The organism is Rossellomorea vietnamensis NBRC 101237 (genome assembly GCF_001591825.1).
Lineage (GTDB): Bacteria > Bacillota > Bacilli > Bacillales > Bacillaceae_B > Rossellomorea > Rossellomorea vietnamensis.
On record NZ_BCVQ01000032.1, the window covers coordinates 26,605 to 47,662 of the forward strand.

A 21,058-nucleotide genomic window follows, 5' to 3' on the forward strand; every position below is an offset into this window, starting at 1 on the left:
TTCAGTCGTAACTTATCTTCGTGCCATGGGTATAATCGGCTTCGCCGCGCTTCAATCCACCGCGGTTTTCGATTTCTTCGACAATTTCCCGATGAATCGATTGTCCTTCTGCATTCAAATAAGGTACTATTTGTTGTAGTGAATGGTGAAAGAAAGCAAGCTCGCTTTTCTTCCATTCATCTTTTGGTATCATGGAAAGCTCGGTCATATCTCTGCCTACATACATAACTCATTCCTCCATTTAACTGATATGTTCTTATTAGTTTGTGTGTTCAGGGTCGCTTTATGCTTTGGACCAATTGGAAAATGAAATTGAAAGGATGAAGTAATATGAGTCAAAAAGTAGCATTAGTAACAGGAAGCAGCCGCGGTCTTGGAAGGGAAATCGCCATCCAGCTTGCAGAAAAAGGGTACGATATCGTCGTCAATTACGCCCGCAGTAAAAAAGGTGCCCTTGAAACGGCTGAACAAGTTGAAAAACTGGGACGAAAAGCATTTGTGGTCCGTGCGAATGTCGGGGATGTCGATAAAATCAAATCCATGTTCGAACAGATCAAAGAAGAGTTCGGCCGGTTGGATGTATTGGTAAGCAACGCGGCTTCAGGAGTATTACGCCCTGTCATGGAGCTTGAAGAGTCTCACTGGGACTGGACGATGAATATTAACAGTAAAGCTCTGTTATTCTGTGCACAGGAAGCAGCAAAATTAATGGACAAGGGCGGACGCATTGTGAGCATCAGCTCTTTGGGATCCATCCGTTACCTGGATAATTACACAACGGTAGGGGTTTCAAAAGCTGCCGTGGAAGCATTGACGCGCTATCTTGCCGTTGAGCTTGCACCACGTGACATTATCGTAAATGCCGTATCAGGCGGCGCAATCGACACGGATGCACTCAAACACTTCCCTAACCGTGAAGAACTTCTTGAGGATGCCCGCAGCAAAACGCCGGCAGGACGGATGGTCGAAATCGACGATCTTGTGAAATCAGTCATGTTCCTCGTTTCAGATGATTCTTCCATGATCAGGGGTCAAACCATCATTGTGGACGGTGGTCGTTCCCTCCTTGTTTAATGGAACGTTTTTCCTGAAAAAAATCGAATAGTGAAATCCACGCTTGGTTATCTTAATAAGCGTGGAGGTGATTACAATGGCAAAACAACCAAACAAAACTCAATCTGGTACAAGCGTTCAACACGTGAAACAACAAAACGCTCAAGCTGGTCAAGCTCAGCAACAACAATACGGTACTGAGTTCGCTTCTGAAACGACAGCAGCTCAACACGTAAAGCAACAAAACCAACAAGCAGAAGCTAACAAAGCGAAAGCTTCTGGAAAATACGGTCAACAACAATAATCCCATTGTTCTTGACAGAAAAAGCACCCATTTCGATGGGTGCTTTTTCATTTTGGAGGGACGGACCTTCCAAACCAACACTCATAATCATACAAAGTTTTATCTAACAACACTTCTACTCCATATAACCTCTAAAAATGGAGGTCCGTCCCTCCATCGACAAAACTTTCACGATTATGACAGAAAAAGTCAAAGGGTTTGTGATGGGAAGGGAGAATGTGTTAGGAGAGCTTGTTTAGAGGAGTTGGTCGAAGTGTTGCAGCAGCGATTTAATGAGTTGGTTTCGGTACAGCTGGGTACAATGGATAAGTTGTTATATCTTCAGTCCGAGATAGAGCGTTGCCAGGCGTTGGAGGAAGAATTGATCGAGCTTCAGGAGATGACAAAGGCAGAATCGATACAGAAGGAAATCCTTAGGAAGAAGAAGGATCTCAGGGAAATTCAGAAAACCTTCCAAGAGCAGACCGATGAAGTGATCCGTTCCTATCAAAAGGAACAAAGCGGAGTCCCATCATAAAATCAGGAGGAGTACCGCTGCCATTTCTATATTAGACCCCAGTAAAGATCAAATTCGGGCCATTCTTAAAGGATATTTTCTTTAAGGATAGCCCTTTTGTTTTAAATTTTCTGAGGAAACGTTATAATGATAAAATAGACAAGCATATATAAAGGTAATTCTGAAATGAAAGAAGGGGATACGATGGCGGTTCCCACTGAAGGAAAATCTGTACAAATACATAGCTTCAAGCATGATGGAAACATTCACCGCATCTGGAATGAGACGACGGTCCTGAAAGGGACGACCAATCAGATCATCGGTGGAAATGACCGGACAATGGTGACGGAGTCAGACGGAAGGACATGGATGACACGAGAGCCGGCCATCTGCTATTTCCATTCTGAGCTATGGTTTAACATTATTTGTATGATTCGTGAGGACGGTATTTATTATTATTGTAATTTAAGCTCACCATTTGTATATGATCATGAGGCGATCAAGTATATCGATTACGACTTGGATATCAAAGTGTTTCCCGACATGACATATACATTGCTTGATGAAGATGAGTATGAAGCTCATCGAAAGCTTTACGGTTACCCGGATGTGATTGATCACATCCTTAAGCGGAATGTCGACAAGCTTGTCCGCTGGATCAGACAGAGAAAAGGGCCATTCGCCCCGGACTTTATCGATATTTGGTACGAGCGATACTTGACGCACAGAGGGTAAAATGATTTTTAGGAAAGTTGTATAGGTGTAAAAGGGCTGACCCGGTAAGAAGCAACCTTCTCCTGATCGATCATGAGATCAGGATGAGCTGCAGTGCTTCTTTCCGTACAGGGTCACCCCTTTTTATTGGGGTAAACTAAACGCATACACCTTAGAAAGGAGTAATCACTTGGACAGTATCAAACGGTACCTTCAGTTTGTCAAACCTTATAAGTGGCAGATCATAGGTACATTAATCATAGGCATCATTAAATTCACCATCCCTTTATTGATCCCCGTATTAATCAAATATGTCATTGATGATATCGTCGGGGCTAAAGGACTAACAGCCGATGAAAAGACAAGTCAGCTGCTCATGATCATGGGAATCATGCTCGTCCTGTTCCTTCTCGTGCGACCGCCAGTGGAGTATTACAGGCAGTACTTTGCACAGTGGACTGGCAACAAGATCCTGTATGATTTGAGGGATTATCTTTTCTCGCATATTCAGCGGCTCAGCTTTAAATACTATTCGAATACAAGGGCGGGGGAAGTCATTTCAAGGGTCATCAATGATGTGGAGCAGACGAAGAACTTCGTCATCACCGGGCTGATGAATCTTTGGCTGGATGCGGCCACCATTGTGATTGCCTTGTCCATCATGTTCACGATGGATGTATCGCTCACCCTTGTGTCGCTCATCGCTTTTCCATTCTACGCCTTCTCTGTCCGCTATTTCTTCGGAAGGCTCAGGGGGTTGACGAGAGATCGCTCCCAGGCGCTTGCAGAGGTTCAAAGCCATCTGCATGAACGGGTCCAGGGGATGGCTGTCATCAAGAGCTTTGCTGTTGAAGATTATGAACAGAAGCAATTCCAGGATCAAAATCATAATTTCCTGACGAAGGCTTTAAAGCAGACAAGCTGGAATGCGAAGGCATTTGCGGTCGTCAATACGATCACGGATATCTCACCATTGATCATCATTGGTTATGCCGGGCTGCAAGTGATCAATGGAGATCTTACCATTGGTACGATGGCTGCCTTCATTGCATATATCGACCGCCTGTATGGCCCGCTCAGACGACTGGTGAACTCATCTACAACACTGACTCAATCGATTGCTTCCATGGATCGTGTCTTTGAATTCATGGATGAAAAATATGATATAGATGATGAGCCGGGCGCTGTTCCGTGTGAAAATGTACAGGGGGATATAAAGTTTAACAATGTCTCTTTCCGTTATGAATCGGATGAAGAGAGAGTGCTCCGGAACCTCAACCTGGATATTAAGACGGGGGAAACCGTTGCGCTGGTCGGTATGAGCGGCGGGGGGAAATCATCCTTCGTCAGTCTGATACCCCGCTTCTATGATGTAACCGAAGGGGAGATCCTTTTAGACGGCACGGACATCAGGAGGTTCCAGGTCAGATCTTTACGGGACAACATCGGCATGGTACTGCAGGATAATATTCTCTTCAGTGAGTCCGTCAAGATGAATATTAAGTTCGGTAATCCCGAAGCGACGGATGAAGAGGTCATCGAGGCGGCGAAAGCGGCGAATGCCCATGACTTCATCATGAAATTGCCTCAAGGCTACGATACCCGCGTAGGGGAGCGTGGCGTGAAGCTGTCAGGCGGTCAGAAGCAAAGGGTGGCGATTGCAAGGGTATTCCTGAAGAATCCGCCGATCCTCATCTTGGATGAAGCGACTTCTGCCCTTGATTTAGAAAGCGAACACCTCATCCAGGAATCCCTTGAAGTCCTGGCAAAAGACCGGACGACCTTTATCGTGGCCCATCGACTCTCCACGATCACTCACGCGGACCGGATCATCCACATGGAGCATGGGGAAGTTGTCGAAATGGGGACACACGAAGATTTAATGAAGAAGCAAGGTCACTACTACAAGCTCTTCCAAGTGCAACAACTTGACCAATAAGAGTGAAAGTCATGACATATCACGATTCCTGTGATAAATGTCATGACTTTTTTTGTGTTTTCAAAAAACATATCAAACTTATTTCAGGTGTGTCGTGAATAAAGTAGTGCTAAATAACTTTATATGGAAGGAATGAAAGGGTTAATTGGACATATATTGAATGGAAATGGGAATATCGACTTCTTGCAGAAAAATTCTGAAAATGGATTGCAACATTTGTAACATCTTGTATAATAAGAGACATATAAAATTTAGAAAATAAACACAATTAAGAAAAGAGAGATAGTTTTGAAGAGGAGGATTTGAATGAGCGAACAGCGTCCTTTACTGAAAGTGGAAGATTTAAGGACCTCCTTTTTTACGGATGATGGAGAAGTTCCTGCAGTCGATGGAGTCAGTTTTCATGTGAACGAAGGGGAGGTGCTCGGGATTGTCGGGGAAAGTGGATGCGGGAAAAGTGTTACCTCCCTATCCATCATGGGTCTCGTACCAAAGCCGCCAGGGAAAATCGTCGGCGGAAAAATCCTTTATAAAGATGAAGACCTGACACAGGCTTCCGAGAAGCGGATGAGAGATATCCGGGGCAATGACATAGCGATGATTTTCCAGGAACCGATGACATCGTTGAACCCCGTCTTTACCATAGGAGATCAATTAATCGAAGCAATACGCATACATACAAAAGTAGGAAAGAAACAGGCAAGGGAAAAGGCCGTCGACATCATGAAAATGGTCGGCTTGCCGAGATCTGAGGAATTAATCAAGGAATACCCTCACCAATTATCCGGAGGGATGAGACAAAGGGTCATGATCGCCATGGCGATGGTGTGCGATCCCCGCGTCCTGATAGCAGACGAACCTACAACGGCATTGGACGTGACGATCCAGGCCCAAATTTTAAAATTGATGAAGCGGTTAAATAAGGAACTGAACACAGCTGTCCTCCTGATCACACATGATTTAGGGGTTGTGGCAGAAACATGTGAACGGGTCGTTGTCATGTACTCAGGCAAGGTGGTGGAAGAGGGCACTGTTGAAGAAATCTTCAAGAACCCTCAGCATCCTTACACGAAAGGCCTGATACAATCTGTACCCGACATGCGCATCAAGCAGCAGCGACTGCATTCGATCCAGGGGAATGTTCCAAAGCCGGGATCGATCAAGACAGGCTGTCGATTTGCAGCCCGCTGTGATGCAGCATTCGATCGCTGTTTAGTGGAAACACCGGAATTATATGAAACATCACAAGGACATTGCACACGATGCTTCCTGTTCGATGAAGCGGAGGAGGGAGTTTATGACGGAACCGTTGCTAAAGGTTGAGAATCTTAAGAAACATTTCCCGATAACAGGGGGGATCCTTGGACGACCCGTCAGTTCTGTTAAAGCGGTGGACGGGGTTTCTTTTACCGTCAATAAAGGAGAAACCCTTGGAATCGTAGGGGAAAGTGGATGTGGGAAGTCGACGACGGGCAGGATGCTCATGAGACTCATCGACCCATCCGAAGGCAAAGTGACATTTGAAGACCGTGAGCTTACAAGTCTATCAAACTCGGACATGAGGAAGATTCGCCGGGAGATGCAAATGGTCTTTCAGGATCCTTTTGCATCCTTGAATCCCAGACATACAGTAGAAAAGATTCTCGAAGAACCACTCAAGGTTCATGGAATGGGTTCTGCCAAGGAAAGAAAAGAAAGGGTTCATGAACTCCTCAACATCGTCGGCTTAAGCAGCTATCATGCTAAACGTTATCCGCATCAATTCAGTGGAGGACAAAGGCAGAGGATCGGGATTGCCAGGGCGCTCATGACGAAGCCGAAACTCATCATAGCCGATGAGCCTGTGTCGGCCCTGGACGTATCCATTCAGTCCCAGGTATTGAATCTGATGCAGGATCTACAAAAAGAATTCGGACTCACCTATATCTTCATCGCGCATGATCTCGGTGTAGTCAGACATATAAGCGACCGTGTGGGCGTGATGTATCTCGGGAAAATGGTGGAGCTGAGCGACAGTGAGAATCTCTATGAAAAGCCTCTTCATCCATATACCCAGGCGCTCCTGTCGGCGGTACCCGTACCGGATCCGGATTTCAAAAGGGAAACCATTCTCTTACAGGGGGACATCCCGAGTCCGTCCAATCCACCTAGCGGTTGCACATTCCATACCAGGTGCCCGCATGCAACGGACATCTGCAAACAGAAAGTGCCGGAATTCAAGGAACACCAACCAGGGCATTATGTAGCTTGTCATCTTTACTAGAAGACAAGTCTCATAAGTATATAAACATTATTCAGGAGGGGATTTAGTTGAGGAAAAAAAGCTGGTCAATTTTAATGCTGCTCATCCTGCTCGTATCATCCGCGCTTTACGGATGTGGAGGAGATGAAAAATCTTCAGGTGACGGCGGCAACAGTGGAGATAATGGAGATCCCAAAGTATTGATCTTCGGTCGCGGGGGAGACTCTGTCGCTCTTGATCCGGGAACAGTAACGGACGGGGAATCATTTAAAGTAACGAAAAACATCTTCGAAACACTTGTTAAATTCGGAGAGCAGGATACAGAAGTAAATCCGGGATTAGCTGAAAAGTGGGAAGTATCCGATGATGGGTTGAACTACAAATTCATGCTGCGTGAGGGAGTGAAATTCCAGGACGGCACAGATTTCAATGCAGATGCCGTTGTGAAAAACTTCGAACGCTGGATGAACGGGAATGCAGATCAATTCCCTTACTACGGTTCTATGTTTGGCGGTTTTAAAGGTGAGGAAGGTCACGTGATCAAAGAAGTGAAAGCGGCTGACGACATGACGGTCGAATTCGTATTAAAGCGTCCTCAAGCACCATTCTTGAAAAACATTGCCATGAGCCCATTTGCGATCGTAAGCCCGAAAGCAATTGATGAACTTGGTGACAAGCTTGCTGAAGCGCCGACAGATGCGGGGACTGGTCCTTTCAAATTTGTTGAGTGGAAGCGTAATGACAAAATCGTCATCGAGAAAAACGAAGACTACTGGAATAAAGATCTACCAAAATTAGATCAAGTCGTATTCAAATCGATCCCTGAAAACTCAGCCCGTCTGAATGCGCTGATTTCAGGTGAAATCGATCTTGCTGATGGTGTAAACCCAAGTGATGCAAGTAAAGTCGAAGGCGATGACAACCTGCAATTATTCGAACGTCCATCCATGAACGTTGGATACTTAGGATTAACATCAACTCGCGAACCTTTCAATGATCCTAAAGTACGTCAGGCGATCAACTATGCCATCAACAAGCAGGAGATCATTGATGCATTCTTCGAAGGAAAAGCGGAAATGGCGAAAAACCCGATGCCTCCGGTAATCGGCGGATACAATGATGATATCGAGCCTTATGAGTACAACCCTGAAAAAGCGAAAGAACTTCTTGCTGAAGCAGGTAAGAAAGATGGCTTCAAAATGGAACTATGGGCAATGCCAGTACCACGTCCATACATGCCGGATGGCCAAAAAGTAGCAGAAGCAATTCAAGCGGATCTAGCTGAAGTAGGAATCGAAGCAAAAATCGTTTCATACGAGTGGGCTACTTACCTTGAAAAAGCGAAAAACGGAGAAGCGGATGCATTCTTACTCGGCTGGACCGGGGATAATGGAGACGCTGATAACTTCCTATATGTTTTACTTGACCAAGACAACATCGGAAGCAACAACTACTCTTACTACAAAAACGATGAGGTACACAAAATCCTGATCGATGCCCAAACAGAAGTAGATCCTGGAAAACGTGAAGAGCTGTACAAGAAAGCCCAGGAAATCATCCATGAGGATGCTCCGTGGGTACCACTTGCTCACTCTACACCACTGCTTGCAGGAAGCGCAGCACTTAAAAACTTCAAGCCGCATCCAACCGGTTCCGACTGGTTAGGCGCTGTAGACATGGAGTAATAAGCAACAAACCAAAGGGGAGACATCGCAGATTTCTCCCCTTTGTACATAGAAAAGCGGAGGGGCTTTGCTCAGAGGCGACAAGCATAAGTCCAGTCCACCGGAAAGGTGCTTTTTGCCTTTTTGGTGGACTGGACTTATGACCTCGAGCCTCTAAGCCCCGCAGCTGGACAGATAGAAAAGCGGAGCCGACTGTTCAGTCCCGACAAGCATTTCCGAGCAATGAAATAATGATATCTACAATGCCATTTTATTAAATTTATACTTGTTAATCAGAATCTCCACTCAGAGAGGTGAACAAAATGTTCCAATACACCATTCGTCGACTACTGCAGCTCATTCCCGTATTACTCGGGATGACTCTTATCGTTTTTTCGATCATCCGTGCCATTCCGGGAGATCCCGCTCAGGTGATACTGGGGCAGCAGGCTACGAAGGAAGCCGTTGCAGCATTAAGGGATCAGCTCGGTCTCGACAATGCCTGGTATATCCAATACATCGATTACTTAAAAGGGTTATTGACCGGGGATTTAGGGAGCTCCCTTCGAACGAAGACGGAAGTTTCAACCGAAATCTGGCCTTATCTGGCAGCTACAGCTGAGCTTGCCATCGTGGCCATCATCATCGCAATTGTCATAGGTGTGAATGCAGGGATCATCAGTGCATGGTTCCAAAACTCCTGGTTCGACTATACGGCCATGATCCTGGCTCTTATCGGTGTTTCCATGCCGATCTTCTGGTTGGGACTGATGGAGCAATGGACATTCGGTATCCAGCTTGACATCCTGCCTACAACAGGAAGGGAGAATATACGGAATCCCGTGGATTCAATAACCAACTTCTATATTCTCGATACAATCATGCAGGGCCGTTTCGATCAGCTTGGTGACGTATTGAAGCACATCATTCTGCCGGGGATTGCCTTAGCGACCATCCCGATGGCCATCATTGCCCGGATGACACGCTCAAGTATGTTGGAAGTTATGCGTTCGGATTATATTCGCACAGCCCGTGCCAAGGGATTGAAAATGTTCTGGGTCGTGTACAAGCATTCTTTGAAAAATGCCATCATCCCGGTGCTGACCGTCATTGGTTTACAGATGGGTCTTCTCCTCGGTGGTGCGATCTTGACCGAGACCATCTTCGGCTGGCCGGGAATCGGACGTTATATTTACGAAGCGATCGGTTACCGTGATTACCCAGTCGTTCAATCCGGGATATTGGTTGTCGCCACGATCTTTGTCACGATTAACTTGATTGTCGACTTACTGTATGCGGCTGTCGATCCGCGTATTAAATACAACTAACATCAATGAAGAAAGAGGTGAACTCTCATGGCAGAATTAGCAGAACCGCAAAAGGAGCTTCATCCTTCCCTGGAAGAAGAAACGGTTTCTCCCTGGAAGGAAGCCTGGAAAAGCTTCACAAAGAATAAAATTGCTTTAGTCGGATTTTGTATCGTCCTTTTCTTTGTCATCCTGGCGATTGCAGCACCACTCATTGCCCCTCAGGGGATCAATGAGCAGGATCTATCCAAACGATTGCAGGCACCGTCCTCAGAACATTGGTTGGGAACGGATGACTTTGGACGGGATATTTTATCACGTATCATCCATGGTGCGCGTATCTCGTTATGGGTCGGTTTCTTCGCCGTCATCGGTTCTTCCGTGATCGGAAGTTTACTGGGGATCGTAGCGGGTTATTATGGCAGATGGGTCGATACGATCATTTCCCGTATTTTTGACATCATGCTTGCCTTTCCAAGCATCCTGCTCGCCATCGCTGTTGTGGCAGCACTTGGGCCGTCACTCCGAAATGCATTGATTGCCATTGCCATCATCAATATACCGAATTTCGGTCGACTCATCCGTTCACGGGTACTGAGTGTGAAGCAGGAAGAGTATGTCATGGCTGCAAAAGCAATCGGGATGAGCGACTTCAGGATTCTCTTCAGTCATGTACTGCCGAATAGTATGGCACCGATCATCGTGCAGGGAACACTAGCCATTGCGACTGCCATCATTGAAGCGGCAGCACTTGGTTTCCTTGGACTTGGAGCCCAGGCACCTGAACCTGAATGGGGGAAAATGCTGTCCGATGCAAGACAGTATATGCTTCAGGCCCCTTGGACGATGATCTTCCCGGGACTTGCCATCATGCTGACTGTATTAGGCTTCAACTTGATGGGGGATGGACTCCGGGATGCACTGGATCCAAAAATGAAAAACTAAAAAAAAACGGAGCAAAGGACATCAGCCTTTGCTCCGTTTTTCCATTTATTCTTCTTCTTCCCCGATCATTACTTCGTTATCCTCTTTATGATACGACTGAAAGCTTGTAATCAATTTTTCCAAATGCTCCAGATGTTCATCGTATTCAAAAATGGCAGAGAAAATATGAAGCAGATGGAAATTATGGATGTTGTCATCTTTTGTATGATGATTGACCTCTTCAAGCATGATCCTCATCAACTCTTTCCGGTGCAGACATACATCCTGCTGGGCTTCCGATTCTGCATGAGGATGCATCTTGCCAAGGAACTTTAATAGTAGCTGTTCATGATAAGTCAGTAAACAGTCAAGTTGATTTTTAATGACGACCCGCAATTCGTCGGGCAATTGATAGATTTCGTTTTCATAGCGATTCAGGCGCTTCAATATCTCGAAACTACGATTGGTTGAAGAGATCATTTGTCTGAAGATCACGAGCTTCCGGCTTTTGACAATCGAATTTTTCTTGAAATAATCCCGTTCCTCTTTATATAGAAGATACAGTTGGTCGACCTTTATCAACTTTTCTTTAATTCGTTCCAGATCCTTTTTCAAAAGGTGGAACTCCGTTGCGTGCCTCATACTTAACCTGATCCACTTCAGGATTTCCTCCGTTGAATCGGATACTTTATGATAAAGCTTGGTTTCATATTTTGGCGGCAGGAAGACAAGATTCACCAGGAATGATGAGAAGACCCCGATCATGATGGTGGAAAAACGGATGAAGGCAAACTGGATGAAGTCCTGATCCGTCACTTCCATGATCGCAATCATCGTCACCAGTGCAAGGCCGATTGTGTTCTGCAGCTTTAATTTTAGAATGATAGCAATGGCGATAACAGCAGCGAGACCTACAATCAATGGATTGCTTCCGAATAATAGTACAAATATGACGGCAATCCCAGCACCGATCAGGTTACCCTGAATTTGTTCAATAATGGATAGATAAGAACGATAAATGGTGGGCTGGACGGCAAAGACCGCCGCGATTCCCGCAAACACCGGAGAAGGTATGCCGAGCAGCTGGGATACAAGTAAAGCTAATACAATCGCAATTCCCGTTTTAAGGATGCGAGCACCAAGTTTCATGGAATTAGAGTCCTTTCTTGTGTAACGTTTTAATAAACAATACTGTACTATACATGTACTTACAAGTAATATCAATAGGCAAATTCGAATAAGTTTTTACAAAATATGTACCTTTTTATAAAGGGGAATAAACAATCGTTCTTCCACAAAAACCATAGATATGCGATAAGGTAGAGAAATAGTATGGTATCTCAAAAAAAGACTGCACGCTTGTGGCATGCAGTCTTTTGATTGTGTTTACAGCTGTGCAAAGGCACGGTCTACAGCTTCGAGTGTTACCTTGATATCTTCTTCCGTATGGGCCGTCGTCAGGAACCATGCTTCATATTTAGATGGCGCAAGATTGATGCCCTGATTAAGCATAAGTTTGAAGAACTTGGCAAACATTTCTCCATCGGTTGCTTCCGCCTGTTCGTAGTTCTCCACTTTTTCCGTTGTGAAGTAGAGCGTGAGGGCTCCCTTCAGCCTGTTGATGGAGATGGGGGTGTTATGCTTTTCTGCCGCAGCTAAAATCCCCTTTTCAAGCATCTCCCCAAGTTGATCTATTTTCTCGTACACGCCGTCTTCTTTTAATACTTCCAGACAGGCAATCCCTGAAAGGATGGAGGCTGGGTTTCCGGCCATCGTTCCAGCCTGGTAGGCAGGACCTAGTGGTGCCACCTGTTCCATGATTTCTTTCTTCCCGCCGTACGCTCCGATCGGAAGTCCTCCTCCGATGATTTTTCCAAGGGCAGTCAAGTCAGGTTTTACTTTCAGCATGTCCTGGGCACCGCCGTAAGTAAAGCGGAATGCTGTGATGACTTCATCATAGATGACAAGGGAATGTGAAGCATGGGCGATTTCATTTACCTGCTCGAGGAAGCCTTCCTTCGGTTCTACGATCCCGAAGTTTCCAACGATCGGTTCCACAAGGACAGCAGCGATTTGATCTCCCCATTTTTCCATCGCTTCTTTAAACGGCTCGATGTCATTGAATGGAACAGTGATGACTTCCTGCGCGATGCTTTTCGGAACCCCTGCAGAATCCGGCGTTCCGAGCGTTGACGGACCGGAACCGGCTGCAACCAGTACCAGATCAGAGTGGCCGTGGTAACAGCCCGCGAACTTGATGACCTTGTCTTTCCCTGTATAGGCTCTTGCCACACGGATCGTCGTCATCACGGCTTCTGTACCTGAATTGACGAAGCGGACTTTGTCCATGTAAGGCATGGCTTCTTTGATCATTTTCGCAAATTTCACTTCGTGTCGGGTAGGAGTTCCATAAAGGACACCGTTTTCCGCGGCTCTTGTGATGGCTTCGGTGATATGAGGGTGGGCATGTCCCGTGATGATGGGACCGTATGCAGCCAGATAATCGATATATTTGTTCCCGTCCACGTCCCAGAAATATGCGCCTTTTCCTCTTTCCATGGCAACAGGTGATCCGCCGCCAACTGCTTTATAGGATCGGGATGGGCTGTTCACGCCTCCGACTATATGCTCCAATGCTTCTGTATGTAAAGTTTCTGATTCAGTGAATTTCATATTTTCCTCCCGGTTAATGTGTATTTGTCTATGAACCACCCTTCTATTGTAGTACGGTCTTTTCCACTTTAGCAAATAGGGAATCGATGGGTACACTAAATTTCAAGCAGACTGTTCAAAGAGAATCAGGTCATTGTGGTACACTATTCTTTGTTTCTAAAAGATAAACCTATTTTAAAAGAATGTGGGAGGACGCAAGATGAACGCAATTGAAGTGAATCATTTGCGTAAAGAATTCAAGGCTTTTTCCAGTCGTTCAGGACTGAAGGGTGCCTTCAGGGATTTATTTACGCGTAATTATAAAGTCGTTCCGGCGGTGAACGATATTTCATTTAATGTGAAGCAGGGTGAGATGGTCGGTTATATTGGTGAAAATGGGGCCGGGAAGTCGACCACCATCAAGATGCTGACGGGGATCCTGACACCGACCGGGGGAGAGATAACCGTCAATGGTATGAATCCCCATCGGGACCGGGAGAAGTTCGTACAGACGATCGGTGTCGTATTCGGCCAGCGTTCCCAGCTTTGGTGGGATATTGCCGTGCAGGAGTCCTTTCAACTGCTGAAAAAGGTGTATAAAGTGCCGGATCAACAATACAAGGAGCATATGGATCATGTGATTGAAACCCTGGATATCGCTCCGCTCCTGGACAAACCTGTCCGTAAGTTATCCCTGGGCCAGCGGATGAGGTGTGAACTCGCCGCCGCACTTGTCCATAATCCACCACTGCTCTTCCTGGATGAACCGACAATCGGATTGGATGTACTCGTAAAGTTGAAAATCCGTCAGTTCTTAAAGGAAATCAATGAGAAATACAATACAACCATTTTACTTACGACCCACGATTTATCCGATATCGAAGCGCTGTGTGAACGGGTCGTGATGCTCGATGAAGGGAAGATCATTTACGATGGTGAACTGAGTCGGCTGAAAGAAAACTGGGGAGATCAGAAAGAAGTCGTCTTTCAATTCCTGGATGAAATCTCTCTGTCTGCTTTATCGGATCTTACTAAAAACCAGAACATTTCCTGGAGTTTTGATGAGAAAAAGCAATCCTATGCTGCGATAACGGAAGCCGATGAAGAAGTCATCTCACAGCTCATTACAGATGTCGTGGCCAACTTCAAAGTGAAAGATATGAAGATAGAAGAAACGACTACTGAGGAGATCATCCGAAACATCTATGAAAAAGGGGCTGTGACAAGTTGAGTGGTGGAAAACAAGCTGTGAGTCTGCTCGTGTGCGGGGTGAAGGATCATGGCTAAGTATATCGAAATGATTCGCATCCGATTTCTGATGATGCTTGCCTACCGCACGAATTATTATAGTGGAATTTTGATTTACAGTATCAATATCGGTGCGTACTATTTCCTGTGGCAGGCCATTTATGGTGGAAAGCAGGATATTGAAGGATTATCAATCATTCAGATGACGACCTATGTGGCCGTATCGTGGATGGCGAGGGCATTTTATTTTAATAATATTGATCGTGAAATTGCGCAGGAAATCAAAGAGGGGAAAGTGGCCGTTGAATTCATCAGGCCTTATAACTATCTCGGCATGAAGACGATGCAGGGGCTGGGTGAGGGAGTCTTCCGTTTGGTGTTTTTCTCTTTCCCCGGGATGATCATCGTAAGCCTGATTTTCCCACTTCAAATAGGGACAGGCTTTAACACGATCGGATTATTCGCCGTTTCAATCCTTTTCAGTTTCATCATCAATACCCAAATCAATTTGCTGACAGGGATCACGACCTTTTTCTTATTTAATAACGACGGTCTCATCAGGGCCAAACGGGTCGTCATCGATTTATTCTCGGGACTCCTTCTTCCGATTCACTTTTTCCCCCTGTGGGCCCAAAATGTGATGGAGTATCTGCCCTTTCAAAGCATCAGTTATGTCCCGAGCATGATTTTCACCAATGGCTTTTCCACGTCGGAAGCCTTCAATGCAATCATGATGCAGGGTCTTTGGTCGCTTCTTCTCCTTATACCGATTAAAGTGCTTTGGGTCATGGCAAAAAAACAAATGATCATACAGGGAGGGTGACCGATGTTTTATGTGAAGATGTTTTTTCAATATGTCGCCCAATACATGAAGATCAGGCTGCAGTACCGGGCCGATCTGATTGTCGAGATAGTATCCGATTTACTATTTCAAGCTGTCAATCTTGTATTCATCCTTGTTGTTTTCGGTCACACGCAGCTGTTGAGCGGATGGACAAGGGATGAAATTATATTCATCTATGGATTTTTCCTTGTACCGTTCGCCCTGTTCAGTTCCTTTTTCAATATCTGGGACTTTAACGATCGGTATGTAGTGAAGGGGGAGTTCGACCGGATCCTGACGAGGCCCATCCACAGTTTATTTCAAGTGATATTGGAGCGGATGGAGCTGGAGTCCCTTTTTGGCGTCATCACGGGAATGGCCGTCATGTACTACGCAGGTGGGAGGCTTGATATCACCTTCGAATGGTATGAGCCGGCTCTATTCATCGTATTTGTCCTGGGGGGAGCCCTCGTCTATGCAGGGATCTTCATTGCTCTTGCAAGCATTGCGTTCTGGTCGGATGCGAAAACGTCCATCATGCCGATGATGTACAATATCGGAAACTATGGAAGATATCCCGTCGATATTTACAATAGCGTCATCCGGTTTGTACTGACCTGGATCCTACCATTTGCGTTCGTTGGCGTATATCCATCCGCCTTTTTCCTTGAAAAGACGGAGTGGTACCCGTATTCATTCCTGACTCCATTTGTCGGAATCGGTTTTTTTATTTTTTCCATCGTCCTTTGGAATGAAGGTGTGAAACGATACAGGGGAGCAGGTAACTAGAATGATTTCATGATGATAAGCGTACATATACTAAGACAAGCAGAAAAAAGAGGGTATGTACATGCTTTATATCATTGGATTTTTCATTCTATTTTGCATGGTCATGAGCCTGCGGGCATTATTTTATCCTTCACGATGGAAAGAACACCATGTTTCCCTTCATCATTTTCTCTTTTTGGGAATGTGTTATATCACGATCATGATCGGGTTCGGGTTAATATTCATGCTCCTTGAGATCGAGGGCATCCAGATTCTTGTCGAGGCGGGGAGACCACTTTCCGGAGACTTCCTCGATCATTTTTTTACTACGATGTATTTCAGCGGCATTACCCTCTTCTCAGTGGGGTATGGAGATGTAACCCCTGTTGGGATCGGGAGAGGGATCGCCCTTATCGAGTCCTGGCTCGGTTATACGATACCGGCAGCCTTTGTCGTGAAGTCCTTTTTACACTATGAGAACAAGTAGCGTATGGTTTGAGTTTTTCCCTCCTATTGGGTACGCTAAAGTCAGAACGATATCCATTAGGAGGGGAAGATGTATGACAGTTGGTCAAAAAGCACCTGAATTCGAATTACTGGCAAGCAATGGAGAAAAGGTGAAGCTATCTGATTATCAAGGAAAAAACGTGGTCCTTTATTTTTATCCGAAGGACATGACACCAGGGTGTACAACAGAAGCATGTGATTTCAGGGATCAGCATGAGAACTTTGAAGATCTTGATGCCGTCATCCTTGGGGTGAGTCCGGATCCCGTCGATAAACATGAGAAATTCGTGGACAAGCATGGGCTGCCGTTCCTCCTGCTGGTAGATGAAGATCATAAAGTGGCAGAGGAATACGGCGTATGGAAGCTGAAGAAAAACTTCGGGAAAGAATACATGGGAATCGAGCGTTCCACCTTCATCATTGATAAAGAAGGGAACCTCTCCAAGGAATGGCGGAAGGTGAAAGTGAAGGGGCATGTCGAAGAAGCTCTTCAATATATTCAAGAAAACCTTTCCTAAGCCTATTTTCCAGCCTATTTTAACGGGTTTGAGGCTTTTGTCCATTCACAAAAGCTGTAAGGACATATAGTAAGAGTAGGGCAACCTCCTCAAATAAGTCAGTCTCATCCGTGTAGCAGGATCGACCAGGTCGATCCTCTTTTTTTATGCTCACGGTGATGCTCGAAACTAGGGAGAATCCTCTCCTATATGGTAAAATAATGGGCAATAGGGATGGGAGGCAACTACATGAAAATCATCTTTACATTTCAACCGAAAGAAGAATTCGTTTCAGATTTAACGAATAGCTTCCCTGGGGTTGAGTTCCTTTTTTACAAAAAAATCAACCAAGCGGAAAGTGAGCTTCCCGATGCGGAAGTGATCGTCACGATGGGGGAAGATTTAACGAGTGATCATATTGAAAGAAGCGAGAAATGCAAATGGATCATGGTCACTTCGGCGGGACTCGAAAAAATGCCGTTTGAAGCAATTAAAAGAAGGGGGATCCTCGTCACCAATGCAAGGGGAATCCACAAGATCCCCATGGCAGAGTTTACGATCGGCTTGATGCTTCAGCATGCAAAACAGCTTCAATCAGTATGGGAGCAGGAGAAAGATGCCGTGTGGAGCAGAAGGTTACCTACCTCTGAACTTCATGAAGCCTCTCTCCTTATTCTTGGAGCAGGGGCCATTGGAGGGGAAATCGCCCGACTGGCAAAGGCATTTCAAATGAACGTAAGTGGAGTGAATTCTACCGGCTCACCCGGGGAGCATTTTGACAGGATGTTCACCTTGGAGACCTTCAGGGATCAACTCCCCGACGCCGATTACATCGTTGCAGTGCTTCCAAGTACGAACCGGACAAAGGGAATACTGGACGTCGATCATTTTGTACAGATGAAGGATTCTGCTGTTTTCATCAATATTGGCCGGGGGGACCTTGTAGAAGAATCCGTCCTTCTTGAAGTAATGGAAAAGAAGTTGATTCAACATATGTATCTGGATGTATTTGATCAAGAGCCGTTAGCTGAACATCATCCTTTTTGGAAAACGGAAGGCATCACGGTGACGCCTCATCTTTCAAGCATTACAAAAAAGTACATGCCAAGGGCACTTGAAATCTTTAAAAAGAATTTATCTACATATAGTAATAAGAGGGATAACTTTATTAATGTGATTGATGCAGAGAGGGGTTATTAAAATGAAAATTTATACGAAATCTGGAGATAAAGGGACGACTTCCCTGGTATATGGAACCCGCGTATCGAAAAAGGATCAACGTGTGGAGGCCTACGGAACCTGCGATGAAGCGAACTCCATGATAGGTCTTGGTCTAAGTTATATCAAGGCTGAATATTTTGATGGTAAAGAAGAATTCGAAGAGTTTCTTCACAAGGTGCAAACGATCCTTTTCCATGTCGGGGCAGAACTTGCCACTCCCGCAGGAAAAGAAGTGAAATGGAAGCTTGATGAAACACATATCAAGGAGTTGGAAGATCAAATCGATAGGATGGACGGATCTCTCACACCTCTACGAAACTTCATCCTTCCCGGTGGTCAGCCGGCCGGTGCCGCCCTGCATACTGCAAGAACGATTGTCAGGAGAGCTGAAAGAGAAGCTGTAGGAATTGATGAAGACATTAATCCATTAGTCCTTTCGTATCTGAACCGGCTTTCTGACTACCTCTTTGTAGCGGGCAGATACATCAACCAGCAGCTTGGTGAGCAGGAGAAAAACCTCCACGAGTAGCAGGGTGAAAGATTGACAAAATGGACCGTTGATTAGTACACTATTTATAAAGATTATAAAATAATAATTCTTATGAAAAGAGGTGCATGACGATGTCTGAAGAAGGACAATTGAAAGAAGCGATTTCGACATTGAAGGAAACGGGAGTCCGTATCACTCCTCAACGTCATGCGATATTAGAGTATCTCATTGATTCAATGTCCCATCCAACTGCCGATGACATATATAAAGCGCTCGAAGGGAAATTCCCTAACATGAGTGTGGCGACCGTTTATAATAATTTGCGTGTATTCCGTGAAGTAGGTTTAGTGAAAGAACTGACATACGGGGATGCCTCCAGTCGCTTTGACTTTGTGACGACCGATCATTATCATGTCATTTGCGATGGCTGCGGTAAAATCGTAGACTTTCATTACCCTGGACTTGATGAAGTGGAACAACTGGCTTCCCATGTCACGGGATTCAAGGTGAACAACCATCGTATGGAAATATACGGTACGTGCTCTGACTGTTCTGTTAAGGAGACACATTAGATAAGAATGGTTCTAATTAGAACCATTCTTCTTTTATTTTGGGCATCAAAAAAGACCTTCCGTTGAAGGTCTTTTCTCATTCAGCTTTATCTTTTCCTTTTATTATAGTCCTCATCGAATTCTTCACCTTCAAGGTTCGGGTCAAGAGTCAGGGGCTCGTTACAATACATGCACATATCTACACGCCCAAGGACCTTGGTGACCTTACCGCAATTGGGGCATGTCACCTGTACGGCCTTCGTCGACAGCATCCCGATCCAGAAGTAGACAACCGTACTTCCGATGATTCCCAGAAAACCCAGTAGCATGAATGTTGTCATAACCCACGGATGTTCTCTAAAATATATACCGACGTACATAATGATAAATCCGATGAAAACTAAACTTAAGGCAAACGTACGGATTTTATTGATCTTACTTGAATATTTCTTAGCCATTTGTTTGTCCCTCCTAAAAAAATACTATACCATATTTGTTGGTAGTAGAGGGATGCGAAACCATTTTGTCGAAAAATGACTATATTCAGAGAAGGAAATACCCTTTGAATGTCGAAATAGTAACCAACCAATGAGTGATGTGGAGGAGTATGAAATGGAAGACATTTTACGACCGTTATACCAAGAGCGTACAAGTCACCCCAATACTTTAGGAGCGCTTCTAATAGAACAAAGCAAGAAATCAAGTCCCTTGACCGATACCTTTGATATCGTCCTGTTCCTGATTGTGAAGGAAGCGGAAGAGCCTGTGTTCATCAAGCATTATTCTTATAAAGAACAAAAGGCAGCGTTACATATCGTGACAGAAGCCAAGCTGAATGAGTGGATCTTACTCGGATCAAATCGGAAAGTGATCGATTGGCTATTCAATGGGAAAGTCCTGTTTGACCGCAACGAGTTTATCCAGAATCTTAAAACGGAGTTGCGAGACTTTCCTTTCTATGGCAGAAAGATCAAAATGGGCATGGAATTTGCCAAATTGATTCGCCGGTATATGGACGGTAAAGAATTCTTTGAAAGCAAACATTATTTGGATGCTTACAATCACATCGTCCACTCTTTGCACCATTTAGCGCGACTGGCGGTTATTGAAAACGGGTTCCACCCTGAGGTAACCGTATGGAACCAGGTCAAGCAAATAGAACCTGAGATTTATAAACTGTATGAAGAGCTCGTTACCAGTGATGAAGAAATCGATAAACGGCTGGAGCTCCTGTTCCTGGCAAGTGAGTTCCTCATCCACTCAAGAACGAAGGTTTCGACTGAGCATCTGTTGGACATCCTTGGCCAAAAGGAACACTGGACATTCCAGGATCTTCTTAATCATTCAGAAGCAAGACACTATTCCGTGGATTTAAGCATGCTGATCGAGTATTTAACGGATAAAGGATTTGTTGAAATCGTCGATGTAGAGACGAAAGGACAAGGTATTTACCATCGCTATTATCGTGCAGCGAAATAATTATAGTAAAATATTAATTTTTCGTTGACTTCAATCTGCTACCTTGGTATATTAGTAAATGTCGCTGCTGAACGACGGCAACGAGCGGTCAGTGGCGACTTAAAAAAACGAAAAAAGTTGTTGACAACACGGTGGCAACTTGATAAGATTAAAAAGTCGCTTAAACGAAGCCCTTACAC

At 45.0% G+C, this 21,058-nt stretch carries 23 protein-coding genes; 19 read left to right on the forward strand and 4 right to left on the reverse strand.

The window, feature by feature from the left end; all coding sequences use genetic code 11:
* Position 1: 1 nt before the first annotated feature.
* The gene (yfhS, locus tag BVI01S_RS15290) at positions 2-226 is read right to left on the reverse strand and encodes a mother cell protein YfhS (protein WP_034762579.1); all 225 of its coding nucleotides are present in this window, start codon (positions 224-226) and stop codon (positions 2-4) included.
* Between the two features lie 104 nt (positions 227-330).
* Between yfhS and fabL the strand changes: the two genes are divergently transcribed.
* The 10 genes from fabL (at position 331) to nikC (ending at position 10,664) form a co-directional block, all read left to right on the forward strand.
* Entirely contained in the window at positions 331-1,074 is a 744-nt protein-coding gene (fabL, locus tag BVI01S_RS15295) for an enoyl-[acyl-carrier-protein] reductase FabL (protein ID WP_034762580.1), read from the forward strand.
* Positions 1,075-1,150: 76 nt separating this feature from the next.
* Positions 1,151-1,357 carry a gamma-type small acid-soluble spore protein gene (locus BVI01S_RS15300; protein WP_034762583.1) on the forward strand — a complete coding sequence of 69 codons (207 nt, stop codon included), beginning with the start codon at positions 1,151-1,153 and terminating at the stop codon, positions 1,355-1,357.
* 253 nt (positions 1,358-1,610) lie between these two features.
* Positions 1,611-1,874, forward strand: coding sequence for a YgaB family protein (locus tag BVI01S_RS15305; protein WP_079531086.1), 264 nt, complete (start codon positions 1,611-1,613; stop codon positions 1,872-1,874).
* A gap of 183 nt (positions 1,875-2,057) precedes the next feature.
* Positions 2,058-2,588, forward strand: coding sequence for a nucleoside tri-diphosphate phosphatase (gene ntdP, locus BVI01S_RS15310; protein ID WP_034762875.1), 531 nt, complete (start codon positions 2,058-2,060; stop codon positions 2,586-2,588).
* A 169-nt stretch (positions 2,589-2,757) separates the two neighbouring features.
* A complete protein-coding gene (locus BVI01S_RS15315) occupies positions 2,758-4,506 on the forward strand; it encodes an ABC transporter ATP-binding protein (RefSeq protein WP_061810822.1) in 1,749 nt (582 codons plus the stop codon).
* Positions 4,507-4,812: 306 nt separating this feature from the next.
* Positions 4,813-5,829 (forward strand): ABC transporter ATP-binding protein, encoded by a 1,017-nt coding sequence (locus tag BVI01S_RS15320; RefSeq protein ID WP_061810823.1) that lies wholly within the window; start codon positions 4,813-4,815, stop codon positions 5,827-5,829.
* Entirely contained in the window at positions 5,804-6,769 is a 966-nt protein-coding gene (locus BVI01S_RS15325; RefSeq protein WP_061810824.1) for an ABC transporter ATP-binding protein, read from the forward strand. The genes BVI01S_RS15320 and BVI01S_RS15325 overlap by 26 nt, the downstream gene beginning before the upstream one ends.
* Before the next feature lie 74 nt (positions 6,770-6,843).
* Positions 6,844-8,433: an ABC transporter substrate-binding protein gene (locus BVI01S_RS15330; protein WP_156477347.1), complete on the forward strand. Its 1,590-nt coding sequence runs from the start codon at positions 6,844-6,846 to the stop codon at positions 8,431-8,433.
* Positions 8,434-8,735: 302 nt separating this feature from the next.
* Complete coding sequence (locus BVI01S_RS15335; protein WP_034762595.1) at positions 8,736-9,740, forward strand: ABC transporter permease; 1,005 nt, start codon at positions 8,736-8,738, stop codon at positions 9,738-9,740.
* Positions 9,741-9,767: 27 nt separating this feature from the next.
* Entirely contained in the window at positions 9,768-10,664 is an 897-nt protein-coding gene (gene nikC, locus BVI01S_RS15340; RefSeq protein ID WP_034762597.1) for a nickel transporter permease, read from the forward strand.
* Positions 10,665-10,709: 45 nt separating this feature from the next.
* Here the strand turns inward: nikC and BVI01S_RS15345 are convergent, their stop codons facing one another.
* Positions 10,710-11,792 (reverse strand): FUSC family protein, encoded by a 1,083-nt coding sequence (locus BVI01S_RS15345; protein ID WP_034762600.1) that lies wholly within the window; start codon positions 11,790-11,792, stop codon positions 10,710-10,712.
* 237 nt (positions 11,793-12,029) lie between these two features.
* Positions 12,030-13,316, reverse strand: a complete 1,287-nt coding sequence (locus tag BVI01S_RS15350) for a glutamate-1-semialdehyde 2,1-aminomutase (RefSeq protein WP_061810826.1) — start codon at positions 13,314-13,316, stop codon at positions 12,030-12,032.
* A 199-nt stretch (positions 13,317-13,515) separates the two neighbouring features.
* On the opposite strand from BVI01S_RS15350, the gene BVI01S_RS15355 reads away from it, so the two are divergent.
* The 8 genes from BVI01S_RS15355 (at position 13,516) to perR (ending at position 19,421) form a co-directional block, all read left to right on the forward strand.
* Entirely contained in the window at positions 13,516-14,526 is a 1,011-nt protein-coding gene (locus tag BVI01S_RS15355) for an ABC transporter ATP-binding protein (RefSeq protein WP_061810827.1), read from the forward strand.
* Between the two features lie 48 nt (positions 14,527-14,574).
* A complete protein-coding gene (locus BVI01S_RS15360) occupies positions 14,575-15,366 on the forward strand; it encodes an ABC transporter permease (RefSeq protein WP_061810828.1) in 792 nt (263 codons plus the stop codon).
* A 3-nt stretch (positions 15,367-15,369) separates the two neighbouring features.
* Positions 15,370-16,155 carry an ABC transporter permease gene (locus BVI01S_RS15365; protein ID WP_061810829.1) on the forward strand — a complete coding sequence of 262 codons (786 nt, stop codon included), beginning with the start codon at positions 15,370-15,372 and terminating at the stop codon, positions 16,153-16,155.
* Between the two features lie 61 nt (positions 16,156-16,216).
* On the forward strand, positions 16,217-16,621 hold the full coding sequence (locus BVI01S_RS15370; protein WP_061810830.1) for an ion channel: 405 nt from the start codon (positions 16,217-16,219) through the stop codon (positions 16,619-16,621).
* A 73-nt stretch (positions 16,622-16,694) separates the two neighbouring features.
* Positions 16,695-17,159, forward strand: a complete 465-nt coding sequence (gene bcp / locus BVI01S_RS15375) for a thioredoxin-dependent thiol peroxidase (RefSeq protein ID WP_034762614.1) — start codon at positions 16,695-16,697, stop codon at positions 17,157-17,159.
* A gap of 228 nt (positions 17,160-17,387) precedes the next feature.
* Positions 17,388-18,338 carry a D-2-hydroxyacid dehydrogenase gene (locus tag BVI01S_RS15380; protein ID WP_034762616.1) on the forward strand — a complete coding sequence of 317 codons (951 nt, stop codon included), beginning with the start codon at positions 17,388-17,390 and terminating at the stop codon, positions 18,336-18,338.
* A 1-nt stretch (position 18,339) separates the two neighbouring features.
* Positions 18,340-18,888 carry a cob(I)yrinic acid a,c-diamide adenosyltransferase gene (locus tag BVI01S_RS15385; protein WP_034762619.1) on the forward strand — a complete coding sequence of 183 codons (549 nt, stop codon included), beginning with the start codon at positions 18,340-18,342 and terminating at the stop codon, positions 18,886-18,888.
* Positions 18,889-18,980: 92 nt separating this feature from the next.
* Complete coding sequence (gene perR / locus BVI01S_RS15390; RefSeq protein ID WP_439951115.1) at positions 18,981-19,421, forward strand: peroxide-responsive transcriptional repressor PerR; 441 nt, start codon at positions 18,981-18,983, stop codon at positions 19,419-19,421.
* An 86-nt stretch (positions 19,422-19,507) separates the two neighbouring features.
* On the opposite strand, the gene BVI01S_RS15395 is transcribed toward perR, so the two are convergent.
* Complete coding sequence (locus BVI01S_RS15395) at positions 19,508-19,858, reverse strand: YgzB family protein (RefSeq protein WP_034762624.1); 351 nt, start codon at positions 19,856-19,858, stop codon at positions 19,508-19,510.
* Positions 19,859-20,012: 154 nt separating this feature from the next.
* On the opposite strand from BVI01S_RS15395, the gene BVI01S_RS15400 reads away from it, so the two are divergent.
* On the forward strand, positions 20,013-20,879 hold the full coding sequence (locus tag BVI01S_RS15400; RefSeq protein ID WP_034762625.1) for a nucleotidyltransferase-like protein: 867 nt from the start codon (positions 20,013-20,015) through the stop codon (positions 20,877-20,879).
* The last annotated feature ends 179 nt before the right edge of the window (positions 20,880-21,058 follow it).

Bases quoted from the DNA above. Each gene is read 5' to 3' on its own strand.
- yfhS (WP_034762579.1), bottom strand. From the start codon at position 226: ATGTATGTAGGCAGAGATATGACCGAGCTTTCCATGATACCAAAAGAT.
- ntdP (WP_034762875.1), top strand. From the start codon at position 2,058: ATGGCGGTTCCCACTGAAGGAAAATCTGTACAAATACATAGCTTCAAG.
- perR (WP_439951115.1), top strand. From the start codon at position 18,981: ATGTCTGAAGAAGGACAATTGAAAGAAGCGATTTCGACATTGAAGGAA.
- BVI01S_RS15385 (WP_034762619.1), top strand. From the start codon at position 18,340: ATGAAAATTTATACGAAATCTGGAGATAAAGGGACGACTTCCCTGGTA.
- BVI01S_RS15355 (WP_061810827.1), top strand. From the start codon at position 13,516: ATGAACGCAATTGAAGTGAATCATTTGCGTAAAGAATTCAAGGCTTTT.
- BVI01S_RS15370 (WP_061810830.1), top strand. From the start codon at position 16,217: ATGCTTTATATCATTGGATTTTTCATTCTATTTTGCATGGTCATGAGC.
- BVI01S_RS15325 (WP_061810824.1), top strand. From the start codon at position 5,804: ATGACGGAACCGTTGCTAAAGGTTGAGAATCTTAAGAAACATTTCCCG.
- BVI01S_RS15320 (WP_061810823.1), top strand. From the start codon at position 4,813: ATGAGCGAACAGCGTCCTTTACTGAAAGTGGAAGATTTAAGGACCTCC.
- BVI01S_RS15300 (WP_034762583.1), top strand. From the start codon at position 1,151: ATGGCAAAACAACCAAACAAAACTCAATCTGGTACAAGCGTTCAACAC.
- BVI01S_RS15400 (WP_034762625.1), top strand. From the start codon at position 20,013: ATGGAAGACATTTTACGACCGTTATACCAAGAGCGTACAAGTCACCCC.
- BVI01S_RS15380 (WP_034762616.1), top strand. From the start codon at position 17,388: ATGAAAATCATCTTTACATTTCAACCGAAAGAAGAATTCGTTTCAGAT.
- BVI01S_RS15335 (WP_034762595.1), top strand. From the start codon at position 8,736: ATGTTCCAATACACCATTCGTCGACTACTGCAGCTCATTCCCGTATTA.
- BVI01S_RS15350 (WP_061810826.1), bottom strand. From the start codon at position 13,316: ATGAAATTCACTGAATCAGAAACTTTACATACAGAAGCATTGGAGCAT.
- BVI01S_RS15345 (WP_034762600.1), bottom strand. From the start codon at position 11,792: ATGAAACTTGGTGCTCGCATCCTTAAAACGGGAATTGCGATTGTATTA.
- BVI01S_RS15365 (WP_061810829.1), top strand. From the start codon at position 15,370: ATGTTTTATGTGAAGATGTTTTTTCAATATGTCGCCCAATACATGAAG.
- BVI01S_RS15395 (WP_034762624.1), bottom strand. From the start codon at position 19,858: ATGGCTAAGAAATATTCAAGTAAGATCAATAAAATCCGTACGTTTGCC.
- bcp (WP_034762614.1), top strand. From the start codon at position 16,695: ATGACAGTTGGTCAAAAAGCACCTGAATTCGAATTACTGGCAAGCAAT.
- fabL (WP_034762580.1), top strand. From the start codon at position 331: ATGAGTCAAAAAGTAGCATTAGTAACAGGAAGCAGCCGCGGTCTTGGA.
- BVI01S_RS15360 (WP_061810828.1), top strand. From the start codon at position 14,575: ATGGCTAAGTATATCGAAATGATTCGCATCCGATTTCTGATGATGCTT.
- BVI01S_RS15330 (WP_156477347.1), top strand. From the start codon at position 6,844: ATGCTGCTCATCCTGCTCGTATCATCCGCGCTTTACGGATGTGGAGGA.
- nikC (WP_034762597.1), top strand. From the start codon at position 9,768: ATGGCAGAATTAGCAGAACCGCAAAAGGAGCTTCATCCTTCCCTGGAA.